Origin of the sequence: uncultured Algibacter sp., assembly GCF_947490405.1 — a bacterium.
Taxonomy (GTDB): Bacteria; Bacteroidota; Bacteroidia; order Flavobacteriales; family Flavobacteriaceae; genus Algibacter_B.
In genome coordinates, this window is sequence record NZ_CANLGU010000007.1 from 119,303 (window position 1) to 131,863 (window position 12,561).

Genomic DNA, 12,561 nt, shown 5'->3' on the forward strand with positions numbered 1-12,561 from the left:
TTTACTATGTAGAAATTACTCAAAAAATGCTTTATGTACAAAATATTTGTTGGAGATAAACCTATAATTTTAACAACCGAACTAAAAGAAAAAAAGGGGGTTAAAAACTATGACTTAAAGACTGTTATCCTGAGGAGAGTGATACGAAAGCTAAATCATGGTGATATTAAAGAAGCATGTTTAGTACACAAAAACGAAAAAAAATTACTTAAAAAGTTTTTAAAAAAAGCACCAAATGTCATTGCTGGAGGTGGAAAGGTTTATAATGATAAAGGTAAAGTACTTTTTATTTATAGAAACGGAAAATGGGATTTACCCAAAGGAAAAATTGAAAAAAAGGAAAGTATTGAGGAAACTGCAATTCGAGAGGTCGAGGAAGAAACAGGTGTAACAGGGTTAAAGATTATTAAGCCTTTAGAAACTACATATCATATATTTAAACGGAGGGGGCGCTATAGAATAAAAATCACTTATTGGTTTGAAATGCAAACATCTTTTGATGGTAAATTATATCCACAGGAAAAAGAAGGTATTACCAAAGTAAAATGGCTGGGGAAAAAGAAAATTAAAAAAGCCATGGAAAACTCATATGCTAATATTAAAATACTTATTGATTAAACCTTATTTTATTCGATAAATTGGGTATAGCAAATGGGCTTTTTCATAATATTCACTGTTCTTAAATAACCAATCCAATTGGGCATACCAGTTGTTATTAAATTCTGACGGGTCCCTTTTTCTAAGATCGAATTCTTCTTTGAGTTTTGGGTTATTTTCTAATAATTCTAAAGCTTTATCCTCCCAAACATAAGGAGAGAAACCTTCTTTTTGTTGTAAAATAGTATCAAAAAAATTCCAATTGAAAAAAGAATCTGGCGCATTTGGCTCCAGAGTTTCAAGTAAATATCTAATGGCATTTTGTTTAGTATATATAATTAAATCGCCTTTACTGAAAGCTATATCAAGAACATCCGTTTTCAGCATAGTATTATAATGGGGGTAATGTCCTTCATAAGCATTTTTTCTGGTTTCAAATGATTGAATTTTATAACCTTCAATAGATATAATAGTGTCATTTTTTAGAGTTGACATTTCAACTTGATTCAATTTTAATAAATCAATAACGTTGTGCCAGCCTCTGGGAATAATATATGCTGTTGGTATTTCAATATGCAAACTTGATTTAAAGTGATTTTGATATTTTACGTTCTTTATAAAAGGTTTCGTAGTATCGTATTTTAACCTTTCTAAATTGGTTATTTTACTTTTTAATCTATCAGTTTCAAAGCCTTTAAAACTTAATGTGGAGAATTTAGTAGTATCAATTTTCCAGTTTAAAGCATATGTCTTATTGTTATAGATGTCAACTAAAGCTTTTTTTCTAATTTCAGATATAATTTCTCCATCTTCTTCTGTAACTTCAATCATACTTTTCATTAGCTCATAAGTGCCCTCAACACGTTGTTTGTAAGGTTTTAGCATATGCGTTTCAACCATCATGCCTAAACAATTAAAGAGTGCTGCGTATCCTGTGGAATATCTTGGGTAATCCATAAATTGAGAAAACCCTTTTTCAGGAACGCTATTAAAAACGTTTACATAAGGTGTTATATCCCATTTTTTTTGAGTTAACTTTTCTTCTAGTTTTGGCATCATTTCAGTATGGATATAATGCCCTAAATCTCCACCTAATTTGTTGTGCTGCGTGAATAAATGTGTGAGGGTGTATTGATAATCAGCACCGTTGCTTACATGATTATCTATAAAAACATCAGGCTTTATTTTATGGAATATTTTCGCAAATGTTCTCGCGTTTTTAGTATCACATTTTATAAAATCTCTGTTTAAATCATAGTTTCGGGCGTTGCCTCTAAATCCATACGATTTTGGACCATTTTGATTGGTTCTTGTTGTAGAGTTTCTGTTTAAACTTCCACCAACATTGTAGATAGGAATCGTTACTAAAACAGTTTGCTTTGGAGTTTCAATTTTACCTTCTACAATATCTCTAAAAAGCATCATTGTGGCATCAATACCATCAGATTCTCCTGGATGAATACCATTATTTATAAGTAAAATTCGTTTATTATTTTTTCTAATTTCTGAAAAATCAAAAACAGCATTTCCATTTAAAGTAACAACATGTAAGGGTTCACCAGAATCAGTTTCACCAATAGCCTGTATAGATATTTCGGAGTAAGCGTTGGCTAAATGCGAATAAAAGTCAATGGTTTGTTTGTATGTTGCTGTTTCTAGCCCCTTAGATTTTTCAAAGTGAGTTTCAAAATCATAAGTCGGTGTGTCATTTAGGTTTTTACATGAAACTACTAAAATGAACAATATTAATAATAAACGCATAGGTTGTTTTTGAGATGACATAAATCTACAATTTCTTAATTTAATAGACTTTAAAAAAAAATCGCTAACTTAGTTCGGTATTGCTATTGTTAGATAATTTATTTTTGAATGTGTTGTTTTTTTTACTCTCTACAAAAAACAACTATATGAGTAGTCATAAGCTTTCCTTTGGGACAATTAATATTTTAAAAAATAATTTAGCTGAAGTTATTGTTGATGAAGGTGTTGTAATGGATGAAGTTATGATTGATGAATATCACGATTTTCTATTAAATACTCTAGATGTTCCTTTTGCATTGTTAGTTAATAAAAAGAATTCATACACTTATACATTTACTGCACAAAAAAATATTGTTCACCTTAACGAAATCAAAGCTATTGCTGTAATTACTAAAACTAGTGGAGCGGTTATGTCCACTGAAACTTTAATCAATGTGAATGGTAATATTAATAGCAATATTAAGCTGTTTCAAGAGCGACAAAGTGGACTTACATGGTTGAATGATCAATTATCTTAATTACTACAACGTTTTAGTTTGTTGGGAAAATAAATTATATTCCCTATATCTTGCAAGCCAACTTATTAAGATTAAATTTGCAGCTTCAAAAAAACGATCATGACTGAATTTATTAGAAAGCGTACAGCCAATGCGAAAAACGATATTTTAAGTGGAATAACTGTTGCTTTAGCATTAGTCCCAGAAGCAGTAGCTTTTGCTTTTGTTGCTGGTGTAGACCCATTAGTTGGGTTATACGCAGCATTCATGATTGGTTTAATCACCTCAATTTTTGGAGGTCGCCCAGGCATGATTAGTGGTGCCACTGGAGCTTTAGCAGTTGTAATGGTAAGCTTAGTCGCAGAAGGAAATGCTATGGGAGAACCTAGTGAGCAACTCGGGTTATATTATCTTTTTGCAACTGTTATTTTAATGGGAATCATTCAAATGTTAGCGGGTGTTTTTAAACTTGGTAAATTTGTAAGACTCATTCCTCACCCTGTAATGATGGGCTTTGTAAATGGGTTAGCTATCGTAATATTCTTATCACAGTTAGGAATGTTTAAAGATGTTAATGGCGATTGGTTTTCTGGAACTCAACTTTGGACTATGTTAGGTTTAGTAGGTCTTACCATGGCAATTATGTTTGGCTTGCCAAAAGTGACTAAAAAACTACCAGAAGCCTTAATCGCTATTTTAGTAGTATCAGGAATCGTGATCTTCGGAAATTTGGATGTAGCAACTGTAGGAAGTTTTATTCGCGATGGAGGCGGAACAGGTTTAGAAGGTGGTTTGCCACAATTTCAAACCGATATTTTTTCTAAAGTACCATTCAATCTTCAAACTTTAAAATTTATATTCCCTTATGCCCTAATATTAGCAGCTATTGGTTTAATAGAATCTTTAATGACACTTAATTTAGTAGACGAATTAACCGAAACCAGAGGTGATGCCAACCGCGAGTGTATGGCACAAGGCGGTGCAAACATCGTAACAGGTTTATTTGGTGGTATGGGTGGTTGTGCCATGATTGGGCAATCGTTAATCAACATAAAATCAGGCGGTAGAACACGCCTTTCAGGAATTGTAGCCGCAGTACTGTTACTCATATTCATCCTTTTTGCATCAGGTTTAATTGAGCAAGTTCCAATCGCTGCCTTAGTAGGGGTTATGTTCATGGTAGTCATCGGTACATTCGCTTGGAGTAGTTTCAGAATCTTAAATAAAATCCCGTTAAGCGATGTCATTGTTTTAGTTGCCGTATCATCCCTAACCGTAATTTTTGATTTAGCCATCGCAGTAATTGCAGGTGTTATTATCAGCGCATTGGTATTCTCTTGGGAAAACGCCAAACGCATACGCGCCCGCAAGCGCATTAAGGATGATGGTACTAAGATTTATGAAATCTGGGGCCCTTTGTTTTTCGGCTCTATTATAGCATTTAATGAGAAATTTGATGTTAAAAACGATCCAGACAAAGTAGAAATCGATTTTGTAGAATCACGAGTAAGCGATCACTCAGCAATAGAAGCTATTTTTAATCTGGTTGAGAAATACGAAGCCGCAGGAAAACAAATCAGACTTAAACATTTAAGTGAAGATTGTAAAGTCTTGCTTTATAAATCTAGCCCTAAATTTAGAGAAGTGATTGAAGAAGGTATCGACGATCCACGCTATCACCTTGCCGAAAACCCAGAAGCATTCACCAAAGGGCTTTCAGAGTATAAGTTCTAATTTTTTTATTTGGGCGTTACCACAAGGGTCGGGCTTTCCACTATATCTTTTTTTAATGTTATTGAGAGGGGTAAGCGACGTATTAATATGTAAATACTTCGTCCTATACTTAACTTATAGTTGTCTTTTAAAAAAAGGATGCCGTTGCAATCCCTAACGCGGTCTAGTTTGCTAGCTGTCAGATTAAGTTATAGATTGAATTTCGTTTTTGAAATGGCCGTTTTAACAATGTCGTGTATCATTAGTGGTATTTTTAAACACTAGATTTAGTAAATAAAACCAAATAGAAATCCGTTAGTATATCATAAACTAGAAATAAATTATATACGGTATTCTGCATTCGTATTTAAATTTCCTGTTATTACATTGTATTCTTTCGGTATTTCTACGCCTTTAAATTCATTAGTCAACCCGTATAGTATAATCAAAGTAAAAATTATTCCTGTTATTAGAATTCCATATGATTGTTTAACAGGTTCTATACCAAGTATTTTTCTTTTCATTTTTTTTGAATGAACAGCAGAAATATGTCCAAAAAATGAAATTATTGCAAGACTGTAATATGGAATGAAAAACAGACTCAATGGAAACGTATTTAATCCTGCAACACCAAAATAAAAATTAGTATCCAGATTTAAAATCATTCTTCCAGATAATACTGCACTTAAATGAATAAAAAAGAAAACTGCAAGATAAAGCCCCGTCCAAATTTGTAATTTTTCAAAAAAACCAGAAGCAATTTTTCTCTTTTTTAAAAATAACTTGACACCTGAAAAAATTTGGATTATAACAGCAAAAAGTAATATGCTTTCTATAATTATATTTCTATAAACAACTCTTAAATCATTCATCATTTCAATATGAGCATTTACTCCCAATAGACTATATAAATGATTTAACAAATGTACTCCAACAAAAAGGGAAATTACCACTCCAGAGAAATAATGTATGCGCTTCATTTTTTTTTAAGCAAAAGTCAACTTAAAAATTAAGTTGTCATTTGATTTATATCAAATTCGGTTTTTTAAATTCCGAATTCTACTTAATGTTTCGAGTGTAATTCCAATATATGAAGCTATATGTGTTAATGGAACTCTTTGTGTAATATCTGGCCTAATGGATAAAATATTATCATACTTCTGTTCTGCAGTATGAAATTGCATAGACGAAATTCTTTCCTGTTGTTGTAGCATTGTTTTTGTTACTACTATTTTACTTAAACGTTCAAAATCACGATACTCATCAGATAGTTTTTCTATATCTTTTCTTGATATCTCCAATAGTACGGTGTCTTCTAGTAATTCTATAAAATGTGGACTTGGAATATTGAGAAAAAAGCTATTTATAGAACTAATAAAATCATTATCAAAAGCAAACCAATCAGAAATATCTTTCCCGTCTTTTAAATAGAACGCTCTTGCACAACCAGAAAATATAAAAAATGTTTTATCAGAGTATTGTCCTTCTCTAACAAGTGTTTCGCCTTTTGATAATGTTAAAACTTTAGAGGTATTTGATAATTTCTGTTGACATTCAAAAGTCAATTTAGAATATGTCTCGCTAATTCGATTTATTATTTCTTCTTTACTTACTACCATTTCGTAATGACGCATAATATATAGGTTAGTTCCATTTTAATGAAACTTATTGTTTGTTAAACGAATTTAGCTGAAATGTTTTTCAAAGTCAAATAATACAACAATTTCTAAGTATTACTCAAGTTATAAAAGCGTTTTTGGGCGTTACCCTAAGCGAGTTACTATTCATGCAATTTTATTTAATTATTTAATTCATGAACATAAATGTTTCGCTATATCTTTTTGAGAAGCGGTCCTGAACTAGTTTAGAAATCTCTTTGAAAAATAGCAGCAACTCAAAAAAAATATATTTAGCGTACTTAGTTAATACACATAGAATTCTCGGTTTAGCACAAACGCACTATGCTTTTTATACCTTGTTAGCTGGTGTAATTTATTTCAAGTTTTGATTACTCCATTCCATTATCGAAGTCAAATTTTCTTTCAAAGATTTTCCTTTATTAGTCAATCGATATTCAACTTTTGGCGGAATTATTGGGTAAGATTTTCTATTAATGATATCTAATTTTTCCAAATCTTTTAATTGTTGAGATAACATTTTTTGACTAATTCCATCAATAGCTTTATCTAATTCATTAAATCGCATTACTTCGTTTAAAAGTAAAAGCCAGATAATTACAGGTTTCCATTTTCCTCCAATTTGTTCCATAAATATGGTTATTGGACATTCCTTAGCTTGTTGGTATTTTTTTTGAATTATTTTTTCTCCTGTTTTCATAATAATTTAGGTTTTCCAACTTTATGGTTAGTTACTTACTAAAAAGTAAGTACTTGTTAAATATATAGTTATTTGTCAAATTTGCAAAAAGGAATCGTAATATGAATAAACAAATAATTGTAATTACAGGAGGAACAACAGGAATTGGGTTTGCTTGTGCTGAATATCTATTAAGTTTAAATTATACAGTAGTGATAACAGGAAGAACTAAAGAAAATTTAGATACCGCTGTTCTTAAATTAGGTAAAAACTGTGTTGGAATTTTATCCGATACGTCTTCGTTAAGTGATATTGATGAATTAGTGTTAAAGGTTAAAAGTCAGTTTGGGAAAATTGATGGGTTATTTATAAATGCAGGAATTTTTAAAGCATCTAATTTTGAAGAAACTTCTGAAGAATTGTTTGATGAAACAATGAATACTAATTTTAAAGGTGCATTTTTTACAATCCAAAAGTTTATATCAATCTTGAAAAACCCATCAAGCATTGTTTTAAATACTTCAATTGTTGTTTTTAAATCTTTTGTAAACACAAGTGTTTATACGGCAAGTAAATCAGCTTTGGAAAGTATAGCGAAAGTTTTAAATTTAGAACTAGCTGATAGAGGTATTAGAATCAATATTGTTAGTCCTGGGGTAACTGAAAGTCCAATTCAGAAAAAGTCAGGAATGAGTGATGAAGCAATTAATAATTTATTAGAGCATTTTTCGTCAACATCTCCGATTGGAAGAATTGTTCAACCAACAGATATAGCTCCAATTGTCGAATTTCTAATTTCAAATAAGTCTCAAGTCTTAAGAAATGAGAAAATTATTGTTGATGGAGGAACAACACTTTAACAATTAAAAGGTAATGATTTTTCGGGTGGGTTATGCTCTAACCAATGCATAGATAAGTATCCGTTTCAATGAAACTTATCTATTGTTGAACGAAATTAGCTGAAATTTTTTACAAAGTTAAATCATAATTTAAGCTATACTTACTAGTCTAAATGGAAGATGTTGCATATAATTACCGCATAGGGCGTTTCAATTGTTCCTTAACCCGATCAAACGATTTTTTACTGGCACGTTCCCAACGGTAAATGGTGTATTTCTTATCCTTGTTTGCTTCTTGTTTGGCTTCTTTATCTCTTAATTCCTTTACCCAATTAAAGCGTTTTTTAGTAATAGAAATCACCAAATCATCACCACAACCTAAAGCCTCTAAGGCATTTAAAGCAGCTATAGATACATTTTGTACACTATCATTTATAGCATGTAATAATACAGGAACAGAAGAACATTGTCCTGCATGCTCTAAAGCCTCTGCAGCTAATTTTCTAGTATTGTAGTTACCATGTTTTAATGCATACTCTAATTTAAGTACATCCTTAGTATCCATCCAAAGAGCAATGTCGTTTTCAGATGGCTGACGTACTTTTAATTTAAAGAGTAAATATGTAATGTTGTGTAACATGGATTATGGTTGTTAACTATTATATATGTATATAATATTATTAAATTGTTACACACTAAATTATGACGTGGATTACTCTTAAAAACTTAAACAAAGTAAATTGTGTTTTAGTTTAAGTTGTAAAAGCTAAAATTTAATCGTTGTATTTATGTTGAGAGGTTGCCACGTTTTATTAGTTATTTTAAGGGAACTTATAAAATAGCTTTAGGAATTACTTTTCTTGTCCACGTTTTTAAACGTTTATAGTTGCTTACTTCAGAATCCGGATTAAAGTCTAAGGTGGTTTCCCATGAGTTTTCAGGTTTAAACTCAATTTCCATAATTTTTAAAACACTTTTAGAAATTTTTTCAGAATCAACTACCACAATACATTCTGTATTTAAGTTTGCACTTCTAGGGTCTAGATTAAAGGTTCCAATTACAGTTGTTTCTCCGTCAATAACCATAGATTTTGCATGAAGTCCAAAAATAGGTGTATACTCCAACTCTTCCTGTAGTTCTCCAGTCATTATTTTTTTTCGTGCTTCAGCATCGGGTTTAAATTCAAAAATTCTAACGCCCGTTCTTAGTAATGTTTCCCTATCCGATTGGTAACTACTAAAAGCCTCAACATTATCTGTAGAAGCTAAACTATTAGTAAGTATTCTGATTTTAACACCACGATTTACAGCGTTCTCAAATAAATCTTGACTAGCTTTTGAAGTAATTAAATAAGGCGTTTGTATATCAATAGACGATTTGGCATTATTAACTAAATCTACCAAAGCAGAAGTAGAAATACCACCTCCAAATAGACTAGATGGGTTATCGTTTTTTCCAGGTAAATCAGAAATAAAATAAATGTCGTCTAGCCAAACTAAACCACCAGAATTTTTAATGGCATTAAATGTTTCTGGTAAATTCTCAATACGCTTTCTTACTTGAGGCCAGAAATTTTCTGGATTACAAGCATATTCATGGAGTTTGTTAAACCTATTTTTATCATTTAAGTTTTCAGGTTCATCTTTAATTACATCTGTAACATCTTCACTTAGTTCGCTATTCCAAAACGTTTCAAACGATGTTTTTACAGATTTAGATTCCTTACCTATTAAAAGAATGTCTCTATCTCTAAAATTATATTCATGGTCGTAATCAAAATACTCATTTGCTATATTTCTTCCGCCGGTAATAACAACTTGGTCATCAACAATAAAAGTTTTATTATGCATGCGTTGGTTGGCTGATACAAAGTTTGTTGCAAATTTTCCGATTTTCTGGAAGATGTTTTTTCCTAGGTTAACTCCAGGATTATATATTTTAACCGAAATATTTTCATGAGAATTAAAGATTAGTATATCTGAAGCTTTTGCATCCACCATAATATCGTCAACCAGGACACGAACTTTAACACCTCTGTTTGCTGCTCTTACCAAATAATCGCAAGCAATAAGACCAACATTGTCTGTTGAAAATATAAAGTATTGAATATCTATAGTTTTTTCAGCATATTCCGTTAACCACGCTCTGGCAACCATAGAACCACTACCATCTTCAAGTACATAAACTCCAGTCTTATTTTCCAATACATCAGAGAACTCCTCTAGTTCTTTAGAAAGTGATACGCTATCGTCTCTTTTAATTTTTGAACAAAAATCGGTTTCTTTCATTGAAGTTTTTTTATACTTACAAGATGTTAAAACAATAAATGAAACAAGAAGGATACTATTAAATTTTAATAGAGCATTCATGAAAATTATGGTTTCACTCTAACGCTATCCGGAACCAACTTAGTATAATCGCCATTATTTCTAATCACATCACGCACAATTGAAGAGGCGATGTATGACGTATCTGCTGAAGTTAGAAGGAATATAGTTTCAATTGGCGCTAAATCTCTGTTAGTGTGCGCAATAGCCTTTTCAAATTCAAAATCTGCTGGATTTCTTAAGCCTCTTAATATGAATTCTACGTTGTTTTTTTGGCAAAAGTCAACAGTAAGTCCTTTATAGGTTACCACTTTTACTTTGGGCTCATCTTTAAAAGCATCAATAATAAATTGCTGACGCTCATCTAATGAAAACATGTATTTTTTGGATGCGTTTATACCAATTGCTACGATAATTTCATCAAAAAGTGTAATACCACGTTTAATGATATCGTAATGGCCTAATGTTAGTGGGTCGAAAGACCCTGGGAAAATAGCACGTTTCATAAAAAATCCCTCTTAATCTCCTTTAAGGGGAGAAGTTTAGTACTCAAATATACAAATCTTTAATTAGGTATTTTGTTATCTTTTGTTGTAGGGATTAAGTGAGGCTTCTCAAAGCCTCCTCAATAGCATTATCAAACAAATCAGCTAATGAAATACCAGCTACAGCAGCCTGTTGCGGCAAAATACTTGCTTTGGTTAACCCCGGAACAGTATTCATTTCTAGTAAATGAGGATCACCATCTTTAAAAATAAATTCGCTTCTACTAAAGCCTTTCATTTTTAAAACTTCGTATACTTTTTTAGCTTCTTTGTTTACCTTATTTTCTTGTTCTTTGGTAAGTCTTGCTGGTGTAATTTCTTGAGATTTACCTTCGTATTTAGCTTCATAATCAAAGAAATCGTTTTCTGAAACAATTTCTGTGATGGGTAATACTTTGGTTTTGCCTTTATAAGTTATTACACCAACCGATACTTCTATACCATCTAAAAACGATTCGATAATAATCTCATCATCTTCTTTGAAAGCCACTTTAATGGCATTTTGTAAGTCTTCTTGTTTATGTACTTTGCTAACTCCAAAACTACTTCCAGCTTTATTGGCTTTTACAAAACATGGTAAACCTACTTTGGCAACAATATCGGTTTCATTAATAGTATCACCTAGGTTTAAGAAATATGATTCGGCAGTTTTTATACCGTAAGGTTTTAAAACACTTAAACAGTCTCTTTTGTTGAAGGTTATTGCCGCTTGATACATGTTACAACTTGTATGCGGAATCTCTAATAGTTCTAAATAACTTTGCATAAAACCATCTTCTCCTGGGGAGCCATGAATGGCATTAAATACACAATCAAAAGTAATTTTAAAACTATCAATGTTTATTGAAAAATCGTTTTTATCAATAGGGAATTCATCGGCTTCATCGTTTACATATACCCACTTATTTTTAAAAATATGAATGCGATATGGTGTGTATTTTGAGCGGTCTAGGGTTTCGTAAACCACGTTTCCGCTGGTTAATGAGATTTTGTATTCGCTGGAATACCCACCCATGATGATGGCAATATTTTTCATTAATTTTATTTTTGTTATTCCCACGCAGTAGGGAATCTTTTTTTATTTATAATAGCTTTTTTAAAGGTTATAAACACGAATTTTTGTGTGATAAGTTTAATTTTATTTCTGCACCGCGTTAGGGATTGCAGAGGAAAGCCCACAGCCCGATACCGATAATTATCGGGAGAGGTGCGAGGACTTGTAACGTAAAGCCCGACCCTTGTGGTAACGCCCAAAATATTAAAACCTAAAACAAATTACCGTTTGTTTGCAATCTAAAAGGCAACAATAAAACGTATGTATTTATAGTTAAGCTAAAATATCATATATCTTGCAAAAGAAAAAACAGTTCGGTTTTTATATATTTGCCTAATTCAAAATTCTTTAAATGAGTATTGTAAAATTTCTAACCAGTAAGACCTTTTTAAAACAAATTTTATTGGCTGTAGTGAGTGTAGTTGTTTTGTGTTTTTTAGCATTGCAGTGGTTAAGTAGTACAACCAATCATGGCGATTTTGAGACGGTACCAGATTTAAAAGGAAAATCGATAAGCGTTGCCGAGGTGGAATTGAAAGACAATAATCTGATAATGAAAATTCAAGATTCGGCTAATTATAACCCTGATTATCCTAAATTCTCGGTAATTGAGCAAGAGCCATTGGCTGGATCAAAGGTTAAGGAAGATAGGAAAATATATATTACGCTTAACCCTTCTGGTTACCGAAAAATGAATATTCCTGCGGGCCTTATAGACCAAACGTTTAGGCAAGTAAAACCCACTTTAGAGGCTTTAGGTTTTAAAGTTGGTAAGGTTACTTATGTAGACAATATTGGTAAGGACATGGTTTTAAAACTCACCCACAAAGGAAAAACACTTAATGCTGGCGATAAACTTGCCAAAACTTCTGTGATAGATTTAGTACTTGGTAATGGTAACAGACCATAAT

13 protein-coding genes are annotated in these 12,561 nt (G+C 31.6%); 5 read left to right on the plus strand and 8 right to left on the minus strand.

The window, feature by feature from the left end; translation table 11 throughout:
• Positions 1 to 33 precede the first annotated feature (33 nt).
• On the plus strand, positions 34 to 618 hold the full coding sequence (locus tag Q0772_RS14525; protein WP_298346285.1) for an NUDIX domain-containing protein: 585 nt from the start codon (positions 34 to 36) through the stop codon (positions 616 to 618).
• Between the two features lie 3 nt (positions 619 to 621).
• On the opposite strand, the gene Q0772_RS14530 is transcribed toward Q0772_RS14525, so the two are convergent.
• Entirely contained in the window at positions 622 to 2,358 is a 1,737-nt protein-coding gene (locus tag Q0772_RS14530; RefSeq protein WP_298346476.1) for a M14 family metallopeptidase, read from the minus strand.
• A gap of 146 nt (positions 2,359 to 2,504) precedes the next feature.
• Here Q0772_RS14530 and Q0772_RS14535 point away from each other — a divergent pair, with 146 nt between their 5' ends.
• Together Q0772_RS14535 and Q0772_RS14540 are read left to right on the plus strand one after the other, a co-directional pair.
• Complete coding sequence (locus Q0772_RS14535) at positions 2,505 to 2,876, plus strand: hypothetical protein (protein ID WP_298346287.1); 372 nt, start codon at positions 2,505 to 2,507, stop codon at positions 2,874 to 2,876.
• Positions 2,877 to 2,975: 99 nt separating this feature from the next.
• On the plus strand, positions 2,976 to 4,589 hold the full coding sequence (locus Q0772_RS14540; protein ID WP_298346290.1) for a SulP family inorganic anion transporter: 1,614 nt from the start codon (positions 2,976 to 2,978) through the stop codon (positions 4,587 to 4,589).
• A gap of 320 nt (positions 4,590 to 4,909) precedes the next feature.
• Here the strand turns inward: Q0772_RS14540 and Q0772_RS14545 are convergent, their stop codons facing one another.
• The 3 genes from Q0772_RS14545 to Q0772_RS14555 all read right to left on the minus strand — a co-directional run bounded on the left by Q0772_RS14545 (position 4,910) and on the right by Q0772_RS14555 (position 6,905).
• Positions 4,910 to 5,548: a hypothetical protein gene (locus tag Q0772_RS14545; protein WP_298346291.1), complete on the minus strand. Its 639-nt coding sequence runs from the start codon at positions 5,546 to 5,548 to the stop codon at positions 4,910 to 4,912.
• Between the two features lie 51 nt (positions 5,549 to 5,599).
• Positions 5,600 to 6,202: a Crp/Fnr family transcriptional regulator gene (locus Q0772_RS14550; RefSeq protein ID WP_298346293.1), complete on the minus strand. Its 603-nt coding sequence runs from the start codon at positions 6,200 to 6,202 to the stop codon at positions 5,600 to 5,602.
• Between the two features lie 358 nt (positions 6,203 to 6,560).
• Positions 6,561 to 6,905, minus strand: a complete 345-nt coding sequence (locus Q0772_RS14555) for a helix-turn-helix domain-containing protein (RefSeq protein ID WP_298346295.1) — start codon at positions 6,903 to 6,905, stop codon at positions 6,561 to 6,563.
• Positions 6,906 to 7,006: 101 nt separating this feature from the next.
• Here Q0772_RS14555 and Q0772_RS14560 point away from each other — a divergent pair, with 101 nt between their 5' ends.
• The gene (locus tag Q0772_RS14560; RefSeq protein ID WP_298346297.1) at positions 7,007 to 7,744 is read left to right on the plus strand and encodes an SDR family oxidoreductase; all 738 of its coding nucleotides are present in this window, start codon (positions 7,007 to 7,009) and stop codon (positions 7,742 to 7,744) included.
• Positions 7,745 to 7,916: 172 nt separating this feature from the next.
• On the opposite strand, the gene Q0772_RS14565 is transcribed toward Q0772_RS14560, so the two are convergent.
• The 4 genes from Q0772_RS14565 to Q0772_RS14580 form a co-directional block, all read right to left on the minus strand.
• The gene (locus tag Q0772_RS14565; RefSeq protein WP_298346299.1) at positions 7,917 to 8,363 is read right to left on the minus strand and encodes a HEAT repeat domain-containing protein; all 447 of its coding nucleotides are present in this window, start codon (positions 8,361 to 8,363) and stop codon (positions 7,917 to 7,919) included.
• Between the two features lie 191 nt (positions 8,364 to 8,554).
• Complete coding sequence (locus Q0772_RS14570; protein WP_298346301.1) at positions 8,555 to 10,093, minus strand: phospholipase D family protein; 1,539 nt, start codon at positions 10,091 to 10,093, stop codon at positions 8,555 to 8,557.
• A 5-nt stretch (positions 10,094 to 10,098) separates the two neighbouring features.
• Positions 10,099 to 10,557, minus strand: a complete 459-nt coding sequence (coaD, locus tag Q0772_RS14575) for a pantetheine-phosphate adenylyltransferase (protein WP_298346302.1) — start codon at positions 10,555 to 10,557, stop codon at positions 10,099 to 10,101.
• A 94-nt stretch (positions 10,558 to 10,651) separates the two neighbouring features.
• The gene (locus Q0772_RS14580; protein WP_298346304.1) at positions 10,652 to 11,632 is read right to left on the minus strand and encodes a D-alanine--D-alanine ligase; all 981 of its coding nucleotides are present in this window, start codon (positions 11,630 to 11,632) and stop codon (positions 10,652 to 10,654) included.
• Between the two features lie 370 nt (positions 11,633 to 12,002).
• On the opposite strand from Q0772_RS14580, the gene Q0772_RS14585 reads away from it, so the two are divergent.
• Complete coding sequence (locus Q0772_RS14585; RefSeq protein WP_298346306.1) at positions 12,003 to 12,560, plus strand: PASTA domain-containing protein; 558 nt, start codon at positions 12,003 to 12,005, stop codon at positions 12,558 to 12,560.
• The last annotated feature ends 1 nt before the right edge of the window (position 12,561 follow it).

What these genes read in the sequence shown, in the direction of transcription:
- Q0772_RS14525 (WP_298346285.1), top strand. Translation starts at nt 34, where the DNA reads ATGTACAAAATATTTGTTGGAGATAAACCTATAATTTTAACAACCGAA.
- Q0772_RS14530 (WP_298346476.1), bottom strand. Translation starts at nt 2,358, where the DNA reads ATGCGTTTATTATTAATATTGTTCATTTTAGTAGTTTCATGTAAAAAC.
- Q0772_RS14535 (WP_298346287.1), top strand. Translation starts at nt 2,505, where the DNA reads ATGAGTAGTCATAAGCTTTCCTTTGGGACAATTAATATTTTAAAAAAT.
- Q0772_RS14540 (WP_298346290.1), top strand. Translation starts at nt 2,976, where the DNA reads ATGACTGAATTTATTAGAAAGCGTACAGCCAATGCGAAAAACGATATT.
- Q0772_RS14545 (WP_298346291.1), bottom strand. Translation starts at nt 5,548, where the DNA reads ATGAAGCGCATACATTATTTCTCTGGAGTGGTAATTTCCCTTTTTGTT.
- Q0772_RS14550 (WP_298346293.1), bottom strand. Translation starts at nt 6,202, where the DNA reads ATGCGTCATTACGAAATGGTAGTAAGTAAAGAAGAAATAATAAATCGA.
- Q0772_RS14555 (WP_298346295.1), bottom strand. Translation starts at nt 6,905, where the DNA reads ATGAAAACAGGAGAAAAAATAATTCAAAAAAAATACCAACAAGCTAAG.
- Q0772_RS14560 (WP_298346297.1), top strand. Translation starts at nt 7,007, where the DNA reads ATGAATAAACAAATAATTGTAATTACAGGAGGAACAACAGGAATTGGG.
- Q0772_RS14565 (WP_298346299.1), bottom strand. Translation starts at nt 8,363, where the DNA reads ATGTTACACAACATTACATATTTACTCTTTAAATTAAAAGTACGTCAG.
- Q0772_RS14570 (WP_298346301.1), bottom strand. Translation starts at nt 10,093, where the DNA reads ATGAATGCTCTATTAAAATTTAATAGTATCCTTCTTGTTTCATTTATT.
- coaD (WP_298346302.1), bottom strand. Translation starts at nt 10,557, where the DNA reads ATGAAACGTGCTATTTTCCCAGGGTCTTTCGACCCACTAACATTAGGC.
- Q0772_RS14580 (WP_298346304.1), bottom strand. Translation starts at nt 11,632, where the DNA reads ATGAAAAATATTGCCATCATCATGGGTGGGTATTCCAGCGAATACAAA.
- Q0772_RS14585 (WP_298346306.1), top strand. Translation starts at nt 12,003, where the DNA reads ATGAGTATTGTAAAATTTCTAACCAGTAAGACCTTTTTAAAACAAATT.